Here is a 19,087-nt window from a genome sequence, read left to right as displayed (position 1 = left end):
GATGTAAATTAATGATTATCTCTAATCACCGTGGTGAATGGAGGGTAGCTTACGCTTCACTTTTCTGAAATCCGGCGAGAAATAGACATGGAATCGCGTCGTCCACTTTTGTTTGTAGATGTTGCCATCTGCAAGGTCCTGCCCCTGGGAATACATAATGCCCGCAGCCACGGTAATCCTTGGGTTTAAAATGTATCCAAAAGAGGTATGTAAGCGCAGATCTTCCAGGGGGCTATCTATGACAGGTTTTCCACTTTGCATGATCAATTCCACTTCCGGGGAAACGTAAAAGGTATTGGAAGATAATTTTGGCTTATTAAGGGGCATTTTCAGCTTAAACATGTATCGCCATCGGTTTCTGAAAATGTATTGACTATCTGTATTGAAGCCCTTGGACCAACGGTGCTCGACACGAATACGATGATATACCATCATTCTGGACATGGGCATGGCAAATAAATATTGATGCCAAATACGCCATTCGGGCACTTTGTTTTTTTGCTCCGAAGTCCCATTTGTATTATAGTTAACCCGTAAAACCCCACCCAGACTGACATTAAAGTTTTTAGAAAAGAGATAGCTTAAGGCATGCCGGTTATAGAGTTGCGCTACTTGCCCTACAAAAGGAGTACTTCCCTTCTCTTCCATTCTGAAATGTGTCTGGGCAATCCAGAACAGCCGGTTAGAAACCCGAATATTTCCATAGGTATTGATCCAAAAAGCGGTGACAGGTTCCTTATATTCGGTCTCTCTGGCTACTTCCTGGGCCTTACTGTGAAATTGAAATAACACCACGAACAAAAACAGCCCAAGGGTATTTTTTGTGTTAAGCTGCTTCATGGTCCAACCTCTTTTCTATCTGTTTGAATATTGAACAATTGTAAGATGGTCATTGGATCACGTTCCCTTTTCAATTTTCGTTCAAGTTTATCCGTATTCTCTTCCCGCAGCTCTAACATCCTTTGGTGGGTATTTTCCATCAGTAAGATTAAATGGGGTATGTTACTGCAGGAAAGAGAGTCGCTTAGCTGATTCAGCATGTGTGGAATAAGTACATCTTCATAAGCTTCAGTTATACGTTTCTTCACTTCTTCGCTCATCACTGTTGCAGTAAATGGGTTCCATACCTCATCGGTATAGGCCGTTTTGATCTCTTCCATACGTACTTCATTCCTGGAAACGGTAAGCGCCAGCTCCTGCATCTGATCAAAACAATTTGTCAGCAACCGTGCCAGGTCCGGTTTCTCCGTCATATCTTCCATGGCTGAATATGCACTAAGCTCTTGTTTAGCTACTTTTTTGATCGTATTCAAGGCATTTTGAAGCTCACCTGCTGTTTCTTGTCGAAGTGAGTCCGCCATGCGATTTAAAGTGGTTATTTCTGAGATCAGTTCAGCTTCCAACACAACCAACTGCTTCTCCCACTGCTCTTTGGTCAACTTCTCATTTAACCTGGATTGAATGGACTCGAGGCAGTTGGACACATACGTAGCAAGCTCGTGAATACCTTCTATCCCGTCTTTTTCAAATTGGTATGAATCCGCATCCGGACCAGTATAGGACCTGGTTCGGGTATCATCAGCCTGTTCATTGATAATTATAATTTCGGTCGATGGCCTGCCTTCGGGCCATAACTTTGACAATATATGTTCCCGAGGAACAAAGGAAAGTATACGCTGATCATAAAACCGGGTCACTTCCTTCAGGAAGGATAAATGCTTTTTGGAGATCTTATCTATGACCGAAAGTAAAAAAAGAGCTTCATCATCAGACAGTTTGAGGATATTGAGATAAGTGCTTTTAACCAATTTGTTACTGATCTTTTCACTTTTTCTATAAAGAGTTTTGATAGCATTGAGCTGTATTAATTCATTGTTTTTCAAAGGGTTGTGATTTGCCTTTACTTTGAATTCAGGCATAAATCGAGCGTCTCCCAATTTGGACAGAATGTTATCAATTTTTTGATAGTAGCCGGCATTTTCGGCAAGCAGATGGGTCACTTCGCCTTTGATCTTTATTTCATTGTCCGTGGTTAACCGTTGATTAAGCTTGACAATGTTAAGATACCTGTCGTCCAGGTTAATTACCTTAGGGTTTTCAAGGGTGGTATCGTACACCTTCACAATGAGTGTAGAGTCGTTATTCTTTAACAGGATCTTATCGAGTTTGCCATCTGAAAAGTACCAGCTTTCAATAGCGCCCGGGCCTTCAGTAGAATACAGTTCCCATACATCATGGGCCAGGCCATCTCTCAGGAACCGCCCCATAAGCGTCATACGTTCATTTTGAATTTGAAAACTTTTCTGAGGAACCCCCTTGTCAAAATCAATCGTACTTTTGAAAAGAGTCTCTTCTACCTGAGAGCTTTTAATCTGCTGTATGGTGTGCGTCCATCTGCCGTCAGGCAGACCTTCAAAAATATCACCTGAGGCTTCGTGATGAATACCGTTGGTTTTTACCCTGTAATGATAATCAACCACTTCTAAACCATCCGAAGCATCAGCGGTAAATTCACCAAATTTAAAACTCCAGGGCCCCTCGGGTAGGTTATTCTGAAAAGTACCTTCAAAAGAAAAGAACGGGTCCTGTTTGGACAGCAGGTCTTGCAAGTCAGAATGTTGCATTCGAAAAGGGCCATGAAAAGTAGTGTCCCCAGCCAATAACTTGTATCCAAAATCCGCATTTCCTTGATATTCAGCCACTTTGTACGGACCGCTGTAGTTTAGTTCGATCTGGCTATAAAGCGAATAATGGAAGAATATCGATAGTAGTAAGAATAAGGTGATTTTTTTACGCAGGAGCATTGCTCAAATAAATAAAAATAAATGGAAACGAGACGACAGCACGTAAGATTAAACCGGCTTTTAAGCCTTTTTTTAAACAGTAGAAATGATTCCGGTTGGAAAGGTGTCCAGATGGCATTAATCCATTGATTCAATTATGCTATTATCAGCCGTAGTAGCTAACGATACAAAGGTATCATATATAAATGAAAGGTTAAGAATTTTGTACCCACCTAAGAGCCTTTTTAAATGGATTCGTGGACCTGTTTTGATATCCATGGATACTGATATTGATCAATAAAAAGACTGCCATAAAGATTGCGGTCCATGCTATTAAAGGATAGGTCTCCTGATGCCTGATATAGATCGCTACCAAAGCCCATACACCTACCAACGCGAATTCCCTCATATTACGACTCCAGATCATAAAGCAATTTATCACTGCCGCAACGAGGATCATGGCGATCGTCCACTGTTCTTCACTCAGAAAGCCTCCATTCCATTGGAGTTTGCTGAGATACGCAGCGATGTTCGCAATAGTGGCCACTGATATCCATCCCGCATAGAGGCAAATGGGCCACCATACAAATGCTATTATGGTCAAAGGAGCGTCCCACCGCTCCATATTCGTTTTGATCACTATGGTCAATAATCCAAATAGCATGAACAGCATTAATACCACTGAAAGACCTGTGTATTCATATAGCCACGCTACTACCCAGCTGGCATTGGCCAGGTTTACGTAGGTGAACCAGTAGCCTGCATTTTTATATTCAGCTACCTCCTTATGAAGCTCTAAAACAATTATCCATTGATAAATGACATAGGTGATCAACCCCAGGAAGATGATCCCCCAGATGGCAAAGGCATAACCTGCCGGGGTAAAAAGATTGTCATACCGGGCACTTAATTCTCCGATGGTTTGCTGGTTGATCTTACCGGTTTGAGAATAATAGTTTACCGTCAATACCACGCCGACGGATAGAGTATTGAGAATTGCCTGCCATTTCTGATCCATATACTTAAGACCATTTTTAAGTGATTTTGTTTTGGAATGGAGTTTATTTAAATAGGATGCTTTAGCATATCCATTACAAGATTATAATGTTGTGATTCATATATAAGAGGTTAGGTGTAACATTAGGATTATAGTCCACCATATGATGATCTTTACCTGATATTCATGTCATTTTCTTCCCGTCAACAATTTTATATTGCTACACATGATCATCCGGAGTTCTCCTAAAAACCCTAATAATCTAAAACAAACTTAGATAGGTTCTGAGAGGTTGTCAGGTTTAATTTTTTACGTAAGCGATAACGCGCCACTTCCACCCCCCGGGATGAAATGCCCATTAAATTGGCGATCTCTTTTGTATTTAAATTCAGCCGTAGGAAAGCACAGAGCTTTTGTTCGCTGGGAGAAAGATCATGAAATTCATCTCTCAGGCGGTTTAGAAAGTCGCCATGGACCTTGTCAAAATGGTGTTCAAACTGTTGCCAGTCTTCCTGTAATCTCAAGGTTGAATCGATCTCTTTTACAATCTGTTCCAAAGCCTGCTTCGTCTCTACAATTTTGCCTTTTTGCTTCACCTGTTTCAGCTCTTCTTTTACCGCTTCCAGAAATTCATTTTTTACAACCAGGTTCATCGTAGAAGCAGCCAACAGGTTGTTTACATGTCGTAGTTCGCTCTTTATTTTCGCGTCTTTGAGTTCTTGTACTTCATTTTGTTTTTCCCTCAGCTCTGCTTGTTTGGCTTCATTCATTTTTTCTTCTTTTCGCCTAAGACGTTGTTTTTGAAACCTGTACGCCAGTGTAAGCATTAGAGTGGCCAATGCTACATACAGAATCTTGGCGACCAAACTTCTGTAAAATGGCGGTGTAACTTTTAACAGCAGAGGAGTACTGGTGACTGTTTCTCCCAGGTAATTTAGCGTTTGTACCAATAGCTCGTACTCTCCTTCTCTCATGTTGGTATATTCCTTAGTTGTAGTATTAGTCCACTCTCCATAGTTCTTGTCAAAGCCCTTCAGAAAATAACGAAACTGCTGATCACTGGCTCCTTTGAATTTAAATGACTCTACCTCGAACTGTAACACTTTTGCCTTATGGGTGATCAATACTTGTTCCGTGCTAACACGTCTTTTTTCAAAGGGTAACCGAACGTATAAAGCCCGATCTTCAGTCACACTATATACCTTGCTAATAACGGGTTCTTTTTCAACGGTCACGCGATCTTCTAACTCAGGATTATAATGGATAAACCCTTCGTTTGCATTAAATAAGACCCCGTTACTGGTGTTTACAGATACGTTCAAAAGATCATTGTTAAAAGAATACCTTAGCTGGAACAACGAGGAAGGCACATAAATATAATTGTTGGCGCTGATCTGCTTAAAAAAGCCTACCAGGTTTTCGGTGAAAATATGGATATGTTTTTGGTTGCCTTGTACCAGGAAATGGACCTGCTCTTTTCCTATGATATCAGAAAAAACTTCAGCCTCTAAAATACGGTCTTTGGTTTCATCAAATTTATATACCCCGGTTTCTGTGGCTATATGGATCTCGTTATCTACATTGCTGAGAATAATACGTTCTTTAATGGGTAGATCGTATAAATCAGACACCTTAGTAACAGTTGCTGCGGTTAAGTCCTCATTCAAGCTTAACTGGTACAGCCCCTTGTAAAACTGTCCTACCCAAATCCTCCCCTCATGATCTTCTTGAAAAAAGCGACTTGATTCATTGAATCCCTTTATCTTTTGAACCGGCTGTAACTCTTTACGTTCGTTTATTTTAAAAAGGTACAGTCCCGAATAGGTCCCACCGATGGCGAAGTCCGGTTTGGCACGCAGTTGCTTTAAGTGCCATAGCCCCTCAGTAGTCGCTATATGGGTGGCTTTACCATTTTCTATATGAAATAAGCCTGTATGATGCCCTGCATAAAGTTTACCGGTGATCTTTTGCATACCATAGGCAGGGCCTTCGGTTCCCTTGAGAAAGACACAGCGTGTAGCGTTTTTAGCTAAGAAATAAATTCCGTTGGACGTAGTATAATAAGTACCTTCATCGGTTTCAAATGCTTCATACCCACTCCCCTGTATATTGATCTCCTTATTGATCAATCGCATAGGAGAATTTATATCTATAAGGGCCATCCCATTTTGCATGCCTACCCAAAGGTTTCCGGCATAGTCCTGAAAAGTATTTAAACAAGCACTACTTTGCAGGCCACCTTCTGTCGTTATATTCTCTATGCGCTGTTGCTGCAAATCATATAAAAACAAACCGGATGTCTGGGTAGATATCACCAGGCGTGTATCGGAAAGCTGCATGACGTGATTTACGTATTTTCCCTGTAAGGCTTGAATTAGGTCAGAGTATTTTTCAACTACGCCGAAAGAAGTGGAAAATTCAATCTGCCCGGAGTTATAAAATAACAGGTATCCTTCACCTTGAGGTATTATACCTGCTATAATCTGGTCCGTCAGACCCTTAGGAAAAGTAGGTACGAGTTCCTTGCCTTTGATCTCAAAAAGTTCTCCTGAAGGACTTTGGGTGAATAATTTATCACTGGTACTAAAAGACCGGTTAAATCCACCACTGCGTTCAATCACTGAAACAGATTGTCCGTCATAAGCATAAATACCTTGAAATGTGCAGAAATAAACGTTTGAGTTGAAAAAGAAAACATCCCATACTTCATCAAAATCGCGTGAAACCGAGGGGACTTTATCGACAAGGGAAACGTAGTCCCAATCTTCTTCAAAGTATCCAAACTCTCCCTGCGAACCCACATAAAGTCGATTGGTATTTTCATCAAAAGCGAGCGACCGCTGCTTCTTGCCGGTCTTAAGAGCGTGGGTTTCCCATTGGGTACCATTGAAAGAAAGTATCCCCAGGTTATTAGCTACAAAAAGGGTCATGTCCCTGTTTTGAGCAAAGTCAATATTCTGAATACCAGCTTTATAATGAGTCGGAGTAAAATTATGAATGGGATATTTCCCCAGAAAAGCATGAGACCGGTGGACGCATAACAAGGAAAAAGTCAAATAGAACAAGAAAAAGGTCAGAGGAAGACTGTAGTTCCTGTAGCAATAAAAATTCGTCATGTGCAGGTAGTTGAATATTGTAAGTTACTAATTATTAGAAAGTTAAATAAACAATTATGTGCATTTGTTGTAGTATTTAAAAGAAGTGACGAAATATTTGATGAAGTCCTTTTTTAGCTCTGAAGGTAAAATAGTACCAATTTGAGCAAATATACAACATGTTGAAAATCAGCAGCGAGAACCTTAATCAGACAATCTGCTCGTGCTTTTTAGTGAATTAAACATCATTTAAAATCTATGAGAAACATCTACATGAAAAACATCTTTCTGGTATTCATTCTCTTCTTACTTACGGCATCTGTATATGCCCAGGCTGATAAAGTATCAGTGGTAAGTAATGATCAGGGAATGAAGCTAGTGGTCAATGGTCAGGATCTAATGATCAATGGCATGAACTGGGATTACGTCCCTATCGGCACCAATTTCTCCTATAGTTTATGGAATCAACCCGATGACATAATAAAAGCCGCACTGGATGCGGAAATGTCTTTGTTAAAGAATATGGGGGTAAACGTTATTCGCCAGTATACCGGGATCCAATCCAGATGGATAAAGTATATCTATGAGGAGTATGGTATCTACACCATGCTTAACCATTCCTTCGGACGTTACGGACTCACCTTGAATGGTGCCTGGGTAGCAAATACCGAGTATGCTGATCCTGGCACACGGCAATTGCTTTTGTCAGAGGTTACAACGATGGTGGAGGAATACAAAAACACCCCGGGCTTGCTCCTATACCTGTTGGGAAATGAAAATAATTATGGCCTTTTCTGGGGGGGCGCCGAAACGGAAGACATCCCTATCGAAGATCGAAAGTCCACCATAAGGGCCACCGCCATGTATAAGTTGTTCAATGAGGCTACGGTAGCGATGAAAGCAATTGACAGTTCACACCCTGTAGCCATCTGTAATGGCGACTTGCTTTTCCTTGAGCTCATTAAAGAAGAATGTAAAGACATAGATATCTTAGGTACGAATATGTACCGCGGAGTTTCTTTTGGCGATGCATTTCAACGGGTAAGAGATGAATTGAACAAACCCATCTTATTCACTGAATTTGGGGCTGATGCTTTCAATGCCATTGAAAATGCAGAAGACCAGCAATCACAGGCCTATTACATGGTAGGCAACTGGAAGGAGATCTATGAAAATGCTGCCGGGCTGGGAAAAGCTGATAATTCGCTTGGTGGATTTACCTTTCAATTCAGTGATGGTTGGTGGAAGTACGGTCAAACCAGTAACCTTGATGTACATGACAATAATGCTTCATGGGCCAATGGTGGTTATCAGAGAGATTTCCAGCAAGGTGAGAATAACATGAACGAAGAATGGTTTGGCATTTGTGCTAAAGGCCAGACCAACGCCAGAGGTTTGTATACGCTATATCCCCGTGCGGCCTATCATGCTTTGAAAGAAGCGCATCAATTCAATCCTTATGCTGGCGGTGTAACGCTTCAAGGGGTAGATAATCATTTTTCCAATATTCAGATAATGGATGCGGTCATTAAAGCAAGAGGTGATAATGCCGCGCTGATAGGAGAAAGTGGAGGTAAGCTCAGTCTCAGTGAATTGCGGGCAGAATTCACCTCTTTTAATACCGGAGGAAAACTCATTACAACACCTGACGCCCCGGACCCAAATAGTCAGGTCTTTCCCAATAAGCTGGGGTTTGACCATATGGAGTCTTACTTCGTTGGTTTTGAAGCAAATCCCGCAGCTAATGTCAGTGCAAATGTTTCTTTTAATGTGCTGGGAAATGTGGCGCAAAACCCGATCAATGAAATCTTCTTCGAAAACAGGGGGCGTCTACAAACTGTAGTAACCCAAAATGGAAACCCGGTACCCACCACTTTAGATCGCTTGCAGGTATACCAGGCAGAATACACCTGGAACCATAAACTGTTCGACCTGAAAGGATTCTACCGGACAGGACATTTTCACTGGGGGCATGAAGGCGACTTTTTTGGGTTATATCCTGAAGCCAATTATGGCTCGTCCATAGATCTTTATAATGCTGCTACACCCAATGGCCTTGAGATAGAAGGCAAGAAGTTTTTTAAAGGTGTGAAAGTAGCCTACGGACGTGAGCTCTGGTGGGGAGCAAACCCTGCCGTTTTGGTAAAATACAGGCGAAAGGTGGGTGATATTGACCTCACCGGTATTTTTCATGAAGACATCGACGAGCCGGGTGCAGCGGTCAGTTCCATTGCTATTCCCCAACCTAAGACCCGACGAGTCACCTTGCAGGCAGAGACCGAGCTGGGGAAATTAACCGTAGAAGCCGGTGGAATATGGGGAGGTCAACCGCTTGTAGGGAGAGAGTTTCAATTCGTGCGTGGTGCGGAAGGCAGTTATGAAGTATTTACCGATAACGTAAAATCATCAGATACATGGGGTGGTAAGGTAAAACTTAAATATTCTGCCGGCAGGGTAAACTGGTATGCACAGGCTGCTGCTATGGGACTTGTAGCCAATGGCGGCGGAGATTATATCCCAACTTTTACCGGGTGGAGACTCAGGGACAGCGGTAGCGGAAATCAAAACAACTTCCTGACCGGGTTTACTTACAGCATAGGTAAATGGCAGATAGCTCCGAATTTCTTATGGCAGAAGCCTTTGGTGGACCCCATGCCGGGAGATGCAGGAGGCCCCGGAAGACTTAGAAATATTTTGACAGATCCTTTTGTGGTAAGAGCGAACAGGGAAACCGTAGCCGGAGAGCTTTTATTGACCTTTGACCCTACACCAGGCACCTGGATGTACGAGTGGGACAACGACCGTGCGGAAGATGCCACGCTGGCGGGTAGTATCGGGGTGGTATACCGGCACTTACCTACATCACAAGATGCCGCCATTATTTTCCCGGGTACCAGACGGATTCCCAGTGCAGCTGACGGAGCTCCTCCGGCGCTCGACCTGTGGGAGGTGAATGCACGTATCGTATCTAAATTGAATCCTGAGTTAGGGATCATAGCGAATTTGTATGGAGGAAATGGCCAGGCCAACGGCTCCGACCCAAGGACTGTCGAACGTTATGGGGGTGACGTAAGAGTGATTTACAAAACAGTGAAGCTCTCCTCACATATCAAATTCAACGATTGGGGGCCATTGGATTACCAAAGAGATTTTAACCTGACCTTCCCTTTACAGATCATGGCAGATATATCTACTACTGTAGGCAAGCAGGATTGGTTTATACTGCCCAGCACTTCACTGGGGATGCGTTTCACCTGGCGCTCGCTGGATGAGAATTCTCCCAGGTATCTTCCAAATGCAACAGAGGAATTTGCCACTGACCCTACCATAAGCCCTGTCGGATTCCCCAATGGGAACGAATGGGAATTAAGGACTTACGTACACATCAACCTTGGGAAATAAAGCGCAAAAAAATGAAAGACATAAAAATAATCAGCTTAAAAATTGCCGTTCTTTTTGGCGTCATTTTCACAGTTACCTCCGGCTGTGAGAGAAGCCTGTCCGGCGATGTGGATTTCGCCTCTTTTCCGGTTACCGCAGAAGTTTTTATTGACGGTTTTAGCGGAGGCCTGGAATACCGGCCTTTTGAAGGTTCAAAACTCGATGCATTTATCGTGGATGATCAGGAACGTTATGAAGGGACTGCTTCCATGCGATTCAATGTACCTAATGTAGGCGATCCTGCAGGTGCTTTTGCAGGGGCCATTTTTCCCGATAACGGAGGTCGGAACCTGTCAGGTTATGATGCGCTTACTTTTTGGGCCAGGGCTTCACAGGGAGCTACGATCAATGAAATAGGTTTTGGAAATGATTTTGGTGAAAACAAATTCCTGGTGACCCTACCGAATATGAGGATCAGCACCGCCTGGACAAAATATATCATCCCTATCCCCGACCCTACCCGGTTAACCAATGAAAAGGGGATGTTCTGGTACTCTGAAGGACCTGAGAATAACAACGGCTATACGTTTTGGATCGATGAGCTAAAATTTGAAAAATTGGGCACTGTGGCACAGCCCAGGCCTGCCATTTTCAATGGAGAAGACAGAGTGGAACAAACTTTCATAGGTTCCAGCTTTACCGTTACCGGAACCCAGACCTTTAATTTAGCCTCTGGCCTCAATCAAACGGTATCTGCTGCTCCTTCTTATTTCACCTTTACGTCTACTAACCCTGACGTGGCAAGAGTAAATGAGTTGGGCGTGGTTTCCATATTAGATCAAGGTACTGCCAAAATCACGGCTGTTTTAGCAGGCGTACGGGCGGCAGGGTCATTAACGGTTGAATCGTTGGGCAATTTCACGCCTCCTCTTATTCCTACCAGGGACGCTGCCAATGTCATTTCTATTTTCAGTGATGCTTACACCAACGTACCGGTAGATTTTTATAATGGCTTCTTTGGAGGTCAAACCACCCTGGGTGGAGCAGACCTTGTCATAGATGGTAATAATATCATACGATACACGGAACTGAATTTTGTAGCCACAGAGTTTAAAAACCCTACGATCGACATTACTCAAATGACACATCTGCATGTCGATGTCCAGGTTGAAAATCCTGTGAATACCGGAGACTTTGTCACTATTGAATTGGGAGATTTTGGGGCCAATGCCGCCTTTGGCGGTGGTGATGACTCCAGCGGGCGTGTTACCTTCACCAGTGACACCCTGAAAACAAGAACCTGGGTTCCCTTCGATATTCCTCTCACCGATTTCGGGTTAACCAATAGAAGTAATCTGGCCCAACTGTTTTTTATCACCGAAGGCACTAATGACACCCAGCCCGGGACTATAACAGATCTCCTGGTAGATAACATGTATTTCTATAGGCAAGAATAAAAAATTAACCATGATGAATAAGAGAAATCGATATAAAAAAGGGACCCTGATCATGTCATTCCCGGGTCTTCTTTTGTTGTTACTAATTTTTGTCCATTCGGGCTGCTCTACGGATGATACCCAAACCGTGGTAAACTTCGATGAACTGGTACTGCAAGATGAATTTGATATGGATGGTGTTCCCGATACCGCTGTCTGGGGATATGATATCGGCAGAGGTGTCAATGGATGGGGTAATAACGAGCTCCAGTATTATACAGACCGTACTGAAAACGTCAAAGTTGAAAACGGCTTCTTACTGATCACTGCGCAACAGGAGTCTTTTAAAGGAGCTTCGTACACCTCCGCACGACTTTTAACCAAAGGACTGTTTGATCAGACTTATGGGCGCTTTGAGACCCGTATCAGGTTGCCCTGGGGGCAAGGCATCTGGCCGGCTTTTTGGATGCTGGGGGCCGATATTGACACAAACCCCTGGCCGGGAGCAGGAGAAATCGACATTATGGAATTCCGCGGACAAGAACCTACCACAGTACTGGGAAGCGTGCATGGCCCGGGCTATTCTGGCGGAGAATCCATCACCAAAAGTTACACGTTGGAAAATGACCGTTTCGATACAGGCTTTCATGTATTCGGCATTGAGTGGGGTACGGAATATGTAAACTTTTACGTGGACGATGTATTGTACAACCAAATTACACCGGCCGATGTAACGGGCGAATGGGTTTTTGATAAACCCTTCTTTATCCTGGTAAACCTGGCTGTTGGAGGCACTTTCGTGGGTTCTCCCAACGGCGAGACCGTGTTTCCACAAACCATGTTGGTGGACTATGTACGGGTTTATAAATAATAGCAGACTAAAAAAACATCAAATACTATGAGACCATTATTACTTAAAAATGCCAAGATGATTTCAATTTTCATCCTGGCGATAGCTTTACTGGGATGTTCGGATGATGATGACGATGATAAACTCCCCCAGGTCGTTGCCGGCTTTACCCAAACACTGAATGACGATACGGGCACAGTAACGTTCATTAACGTATCTACCAATGCAACAAATTATGTTTGGGATTTCGGAGATGATGAGACCTCTACCGAGATCAACCCGATCAAGACGTATGCTACAGGCACATACAAAGTGACCTTGACGGCATCCAATGACGCAGGTGTGTCCGCCATTTTCGAAGATTCCATCACAGTACTTATTAAGAGGATCATTTCACTGCCTGCCACTTTTGATGACACTAGTGTGAATTATGACGCCGAAACTTTTGATGGCACTGCATTTGAAATTATCGATAACCCGGATGTTTCCGGTACCAACGACAAAAACTCCAAAGTCGGGGCCATCACCAATAGCGGAGCTGAATTTGAAGGAGTGGCTTTTGATTTGGGAACTGAAATAGACCTGGCTACGGATAAAAGAATTACCATGAACTTTTGGGCAGATTCTACTGTGGCCGTTTTGTTAAAGTTAGAAGAAGGGACAGCAGGTGACATAGAAACAAGCGCAAACCACGGTGGTACAGGATGGGAAACGCTTGCCTTTGATTTTAACGCTTCCGGGAAATATTCAAGGCTCACATTATTTGTGGATGGTCCGGGTACAAGGGCAGGTACTTTTTATATAGATGATATCATGCAGGCTGAAACACCTCCGGCACCCTGTACAGAGGAAACGGCCCAATCACTAAGTGCAGCAGATTTTAATTTAACGTTTCAATCCGACCCTAGCGCCAGTATTATTTCAGACAATGCCGGTTTTGAATGGGTAACCAATCCTGATTCTGAAAATGATGTAAATAGTTCTTGTAACGTGGCCAAAATCTCAAGGACTTCTGCTTCTGCGTTTGCTAACAACCAAATTAATTTAGATGCAAAATTGGATTTTGACACTAATTCCGGGTTTAAAATTAAAGTATACTCCGGTGTAGCAGACTTTAGGGTTTTAATAAAATTAGAAGAGCAGGCAAATTCAGATAATTTCACAGAATTGGAAGTTACGGCTACTAAAACGAATGAATGGGAAGAACTCACTTTTCCTTTTGCCAGTAGCGAAAGTAACCAATATGATAAGATCATTCTGTTCTTTGATTTGAATACAATGAATGAAGCGATCTATTATTTTGATGACCTGATGCTTTATGGCACCGGCGGTGGTGGAGGCGGTGGAACACCTGCCACATTTCCGTTAGATTTTGAAGATGGCCTTAATTTCTTTAATGCTTTTGAAGGTGCCACAGTAGCGGTGATCAATAATCCCCAACCTGCAGGTAACTCATCTGCCAAAGTATTGGAACTTGGGAAACCTTCTGGAGCTCCCTTCTTTGCGGGGATCAATTCAGACCCGGCCCTTAACGGACCTTCGATAAACCTCGCCAATGGTTTAACCTTTACCGTTAAAATATGGTCCCCTAAAGCCGGCATTAACGTCAGAATGCGTCTGGAACAGGAACCCGGCGTCCTCGATCCCCCGGCTTTTGAGATCTTTCAACCACTTGCGAATGCCAATCAGTGGGAAACTTTAACCTTTGATTTTTCAACTACCGCCGCCACTTCGGGAGCCTCTTACACGCGATTAGTCTTAAATACGGATTGGGATACTGATCCGGCAGGAGGCGAAACGTATTACATAGATGATATAGTGCAAACTACCGGCAGTGGTGGAGGCGGTGGTACCGGATGTACCGATACGATGCTGGAATTACCCATAGATTTTGATTGTGAAAGTACTACATATGATCTATCCGTCTTTAACGGGGCCAGTTATCGCGTGATCGATAACCCGGAACTTTCAGGAATAAATAATGTGGCTTCAAAAGTCGGAGAAATTGTTAACACAGGTGCCGCTTTTGAAGGTGGGTCATTTACGCTGGATAACGCATTAGATCTAACCACTGACAAGGCCGTTACCATGAAGGTTTATTCCACCGTAGGTCTACCTGTATTATTAAAACTGGAAGGAGGTACTGGCCCGAATATTGAATTGCCTGTAAATCATACTGGTTCCGGATGGGAACAGCTCACGTTCGAATTCACATCATCTGATGCATTCACGGTCGTGACCTTGTTTATAGATGGCCCTGGCACCACCGCCGGCACTTTTTATGTAGATGATATAGAACAAGTTGCAGCTTCCGGTGGTGGTGGCGGAGGAGGCTCACTAGCTACTTTTCCACTAGATTTTGAAGATGGCGTTACTATTTTCAACCCTTTTGAAGGTGCTACGGCAGCGGTCATTGACAACCCACAGCCTACAGGTAATTCATCTTCCAAAGTGTTGGAACTTGGCAAGCCTTCAGGGGTACGGTTCTTTGCGGGGATCAACTCGGACCAGACCCTTAACGGACCGTCCATAGATTTGGGTAATGGCCTGATATTTAAGGTCAAAATATGGTCTCCTAAAGCCGGGATTAACGTCAGAATGCGCTTGGAACTGGAACCAGGCGACATTGATCCGCCCGCTTTCGAGATCTTTCAAACACTTACACCCGCAAATGAATGGGTCACGTTAACGTTTGATTTTTCTACCACCCCGGCATCATCAAGCGCTGTATATACAAGACTGGTACTGAATACAGACTGGGACACTGACCCGGCAGGGGGTGAAACGTATTACATTGATGATATAACCCAGGAATAAGCCTGTAAATCAAAATAGTACAAAAGCTATTTCAACCAGACCACTTCCATTGAATAGGCTGGGCAGATACTACTCAGCCTATTCAATTACTACACTAAAACATCAATTGATCTCAATATCAAATCATAGGACCCACCTGGAACGGATAGAACAGGTCAATGGAGATCCTGTAAGGACGGTATTCCGGTTTCATATAAAATGACAGATGAGATGATCATTGATAAGCATATCAAAACAAACACAACCACCAACACAATCCGTGAGATAACATCCATGCAAAACGTTAGGACAACCGACCATATACACATAGAACAAGTTCCGATAGACAACGAAACGTACTATAAAATTTCCAATGTAGATGCTATGCGCTCCTTTTTTATGAGCATAGTAAGCGATTCCAACCATTGGATGTTCATAGGAAGTAACGGCGGAATCACGGCGGGACGTAAGCATGCTGAAAATGCTTTATTTCCCTATTATACAGATGATAAGATCATTGAATCTGCTGAAAATACAGGCAGTAAATCGATTTTTTTGGTCCACAGGGAAGGTAGATCACAGGTCTGGGAACCGTTTTCAGAACGATATGCCTGCCTTTATAATATCAGCAGGAACCTGTACAAGAATGACTATGGAAACAAGATATTGTTTGAAGAGGTAAATCATGATCTGAAGCTGACCTTCAGGTATCAGTGGAATTCAAGCAATACCTATGGATTTGTTAAAAAAGTCAGGGTCATCAACCATGGAGAGGATGAAGTAAAGCTATCGGTACTGGATGGTATACAAAACATCATGCCCTGTGGTGTGGGTAGCCCATTACAAAATCAGACCAGTAACCTTGTCGATGCTTATAAAAGAAATGAACTTAAAAAAGAGGTTGGCATAGGGATTTTTGCGCTTAGCGCGATCATTGTAGACAAGGCAGAACCCAGTGAAGCATTAAAAGCCAATATTGTATGGTCATTGGGCCTGGAAAACCCCAGGTACCTCCTTTCTTCCTTACAGCTTGACCTATTCAGAAAAGGACTTCCGGTCCGCCAGGAAGAAGATATTAAGGCTGAAAAAGGCGCTTATTTTATCAATGCGGACCTATTACTATCGCCCGGGTCTGAAAAAGAGTGGATGATCATTGCCAATGTGAACCAGAACCTGTTCACTATAGCGGAGGTCTCTGCGGCTATCCGAAATGAAGCACACCTGACCCGACTGGTAAACCAGGATATTGATGAGGGAACAAAACGCCTGATAGGATTATGCGCCGCTGCCGATGGCTTACAGCTCACCGCCGATAAATTCCGGGACACACGCCATTTTTCCAATACCTTATTCAATATTATGAGGGGTGGGATATTTGATAATAATTATCAGGTTGAGAGAAATGATTTCATAGACTATCTGTCCAAGGTTAACCGGGAAGTATTTGAATCGTTCAAATCAACTCCTCACCCACTTCCCGAGGAGTTTCCCCTGGCCGAACTCAAGGCACTCGCTGCTCAGAGCGATCAAAGGAATTTGAGCAGGCTGTGCCTGGAATATATGCCGTTAAAGTTTAGCAGAAGGCATGGTGACCCAAGCAGGCCCTGGAACCAGTTTTCTATCAATACACACAGTGAGATCGATGGATCTAAAATCCTTGATTACGAAGGGAACTGGAGAGACATTTTTCAAAACTGGGAAGCGCTTGCCCACTCCTACCCGGGTTTTGTAGAAGGTATGATCTGTAAATTTTTGAATGCTTCCACTTTTGATGGTTATAATCCGTATCGGATTACAAAAAATGGTATTGACTGGGAGGTGATCGAACCGGATGACCCCTGGTCTTATATCGGTTATTGGGGAGATCACCAGATCATCTATTTACTCAAATTTCTGGAGTTTACCGAAAAGCATACTCCGGGCAGATTAGAACGCTATTTTGATCAGGAACTGTTTGTTTACGCCAATGTTCCCTATAAGATCAAAAGCTATTTTGACCTGCTTAAAAACCCCAAAGATACGATAGAATTTGACCTGGAATCAGACCGACATATACGAGAAAAATGGTCGTCATTAGGGGCGGATAGCGCTTTATTGCGGGATGGTAATGGGGCCATCCTTTATGTGAATTTTATTGAAAAAATGCTGGCTACTGTGCTGGCAAAAATGTCAAACTACATTCCTGAAGCTGGCATATGGATGAATACCCAGCGACCTGAATGGAATGATGCAAACAACGCCCTTGTAGGTAATGGAGTATCCATGGTCACGCTTTATTATCTGAGAAGGTTCCTGAAATTCTTTGAGGGGATTTTTCATTCAACGAAAATAAAAGAAGTGCAGATAGCTGACGAGTTACTACACTTTTTTGACAGTACGGTCTACATACTTGACAAATACCAACATCTCTTGTCTGGTAAGATCAATGACAGAGGCCGCAAACTAATATTGGATGGATTAGGGCAGGCTGGCAGTAATTATAGGTTATACATCTATAATCAGGCGTTCAGAGGTAGAAAAAAGTCGGTATCAATCAATCGTCTCAAGTACTTTGTTGGCTTATGTCTTGAATACCTGGAGCACACAATCAAGGCCAATAAACGACAGGACAATTTGTATCATGCCTATAACCTGATGACCGTGACAAATGACGATGAAATTTCAGTTGCTCAATTAAGCGAAATGCTGGAAGGTCAGGTAGCTGTATTAAGCTCAGGTTATTTATCCTCAGAGGAATCATTGCAGGTGTTAGATGCACTTAAAAACAGTAAACTTTTCAGGGAAGATCAGTATAGCTACATGCTCTACCCGGACAAGGATCTACCGGGCTTTACAAAGAAAAATAATATCCCTGTTGAAGCTGTTAACAAATCAGCACTGCTCACTCAATTGATCAACGAAGGTAACCCTCAGGTTATTATAAGAGATATTGAGGGGGCTTATCACTTCAATGATAATTTTAAAAATGCTAATGACCTTCAGGAAGCGCTAGATAAACTCGCCCGTACCGGATATGCCCGGCTCGTGGCAACAGATAAGAAGTTGGTACTGCTCATTTTCGAAGAAGTATTCAATCATAAGGCCTTTACAGGAAGATCAGGAACGTTTTTCGGATATGAAGGCTTAGGATCCATCTACTGGCACATGGTATCCAAGTTGCAATTGGCCGTACAGGAGTGCTGCCTGGAGGCCATTCATCAACAAGATAGTGAAGAGTTGATCGGCAGATTACTGGAACATTATTATGAGATCAACCAGAGCATAGGTATACACAAGTCTCCCTCACTTTACGGGGCCTTCCCTACTGACCCTTACTCACATACGCCAGCCGGAAAAGGCGCTCAACAACCAGGCATGACCGGTCAGGTGAAAGAAGATATTTTATGCAGGTTCGGAGAGTTAGGGGTTTTTGTCTCAGAAGGTAAGTTGTCCTTCAACCCATGCCTGTTACGAAAAGATGAATTTCTGAAAACGCCCGGAACCTTCCACTATGTAGACGTCCATTCACAACGGCAACAACTGCCATTGGAAGAAGGATCGCTTTGCTTTACCTACTGCCAAATACCGGTAGTGTATACACTCTCCAATGATAAACGATTGGAAGTCGTGTTCAAAAATGGTGAAACGACAAGGTTTGAAAGCTCAAGATTAGATGAAGTGATCAGTAAGCAAATTTTTGATAGGACCGGCAAGATCATACGGGTTATTGTCCATTTAAACGAGATGGAGTTAAAATGAAAGTAAAGACC

General features: G+C 43.0%; 9 protein-coding genes. 5 read left to right on the top strand and 4 right to left on the bottom strand.

The features are described from left to right. Positions 1-21 precede the first annotated feature (21 nt). The 4 genes from FNH22_RS18815 to FNH22_RS18800 all read right to left on the bottom strand — a co-directional run bounded on the left by FNH22_RS18815 (position 22) and on the right by FNH22_RS18800 (position 6,896). Positions 22-840: a DUF2490 domain-containing protein gene (locus FNH22_RS18815; RefSeq protein WP_143399972.1), complete on the bottom strand. Its 819-nt coding sequence runs from the start codon at positions 838-840 to the stop codon at positions 22-24. After that, on the bottom strand, positions 837-2,804 hold the full coding sequence (locus tag FNH22_RS18810; RefSeq protein ID WP_143399971.1) for a hypothetical protein: 1,968 nt from the start codon (positions 2,802-2,804) through the stop codon (positions 837-839). The genes FNH22_RS18815 and FNH22_RS18810 overlap by 4 nt, the downstream gene beginning before the upstream one ends. Before the next feature lie 193 nt (positions 2,805-2,997). Next, complete coding sequence (locus FNH22_RS18805) at positions 2,998-3,801, bottom strand: tryptophan-rich sensory protein (RefSeq protein ID WP_143399970.1); 804 nt, start codon at positions 3,799-3,801, stop codon at positions 2,998-3,000. Positions 3,802-4,034: 233 nt separating this feature from the next. After that, positions 4,035-6,896: a triple tyrosine motif-containing protein gene (locus tag FNH22_RS18800; RefSeq protein ID WP_143399969.1), complete on the bottom strand. Its 2,862-nt coding sequence runs from the start codon at positions 6,894-6,896 to the stop codon at positions 4,035-4,037. Positions 6,897-7,133: 237 nt separating this feature from the next. Here FNH22_RS18800 and FNH22_RS18795 point away from each other — a divergent pair, with 237 nt between their 5' ends. The 5 genes from FNH22_RS18795 to FNH22_RS18775 all read left to right on the top strand — a co-directional run bounded on the left by FNH22_RS18795 (position 7,134) and on the right by FNH22_RS18775 (position 19,076). Continuing rightward, complete coding sequence (locus tag FNH22_RS18795; protein ID WP_255518100.1) at positions 7,134-10,277, top strand: glycoside hydrolase family 2 TIM barrel-domain containing protein; 3,144 nt, start codon at positions 7,134-7,136, stop codon at positions 10,275-10,277. Positions 10,278-10,288: 11 nt separating this feature from the next. Further along, positions 10,289-11,713 carry a carbohydrate-binding protein gene (locus tag FNH22_RS18790; RefSeq protein ID WP_143399968.1) on the top strand — a complete coding sequence of 475 codons (1,425 nt, stop codon included), beginning with the start codon at positions 10,289-10,291 and terminating at the stop codon, positions 11,711-11,713. A 10-nt stretch (positions 11,714-11,723) separates the two neighbouring features. Then, positions 11,724-12,563, top strand: a complete 840-nt coding sequence (locus tag FNH22_RS18785; protein ID WP_255518099.1) for a family 16 glycosylhydrolase — start codon at positions 11,724-11,726, stop codon at positions 12,561-12,563. A 27-nt stretch (positions 12,564-12,590) separates the two neighbouring features. Next, the gene (locus tag FNH22_RS18780) at positions 12,591-15,359 is read left to right on the top strand and encodes a PKD domain-containing protein (RefSeq protein WP_221420306.1); all 2,769 of its coding nucleotides are present in this window, start codon (positions 12,591-12,593) and stop codon (positions 15,357-15,359) included. 210 nt (positions 15,360-15,569) lie between these two features. After that, on the top strand, positions 15,570-19,076 hold the full coding sequence (locus FNH22_RS18775) for a hypothetical protein (RefSeq protein WP_255518098.1): 3,507 nt from the start codon (positions 15,570-15,572) through the stop codon (positions 19,074-19,076). Positions 19,077-19,087 lie beyond the last annotated feature (11 nt).

This window comes from Fulvivirga sp. M361 (assembly GCF_007097395.1).
Lineage (GTDB): Bacteria > Bacteroidota > Bacteroidia > Cytophagales > Cyclobacteriaceae > Fulvivirga.
Note: the sequence above shows the minus strand (reverse complement) of the source record. Positions and strands in the feature narration are given on the sequence as shown.

Bases quoted from the DNA above. Each gene is read 5' to 3' on its own strand.
- FNH22_RS18780 (WP_221420306.1), top strand. From the start codon at position 12,591: ATGAGACCATTATTACTTAAAAATGCCAAGATGATTTCAATTTTCATC.
- FNH22_RS18775 (WP_255518098.1), top strand. From the start codon at position 15,570: ATGATCATTGATAAGCATATCAAAACAAACACAACCACCAACACAATC.
- FNH22_RS18785 (WP_255518099.1), top strand. From the start codon at position 11,724: ATGATGAATAAGAGAAATCGATATAAAAAAGGGACCCTGATCATGTCA.
- FNH22_RS18805 (WP_143399970.1), bottom strand. From the start codon at position 3,801: ATGGATCAGAAATGGCAGGCAATTCTCAATACTCTATCCGTCGGCGTG.
- FNH22_RS18795 (WP_255518100.1), top strand. From the start codon at position 7,134: ATGAGAAACATCTACATGAAAAACATCTTTCTGGTATTCATTCTCTTC.
- FNH22_RS18790 (WP_143399968.1), top strand. From the start codon at position 10,289: ATGAAAGACATAAAAATAATCAGCTTAAAAATTGCCGTTCTTTTTGGC.
- FNH22_RS18800 (WP_143399969.1), bottom strand. From the start codon at position 6,896: ATGACGAATTTTTATTGCTACAGGAACTACAGTCTTCCTCTGACCTTT.
- FNH22_RS18810 (WP_143399971.1), bottom strand. From the start codon at position 2,804: ATGCTCCTGCGTAAAAAAATCACCTTATTCTTACTACTATCGATATTC.
- FNH22_RS18815 (WP_143399972.1), bottom strand. From the start codon at position 840: ATGAAGCAGCTTAACACAAAAAATACCCTTGGGCTGTTTTTGTTCGTG.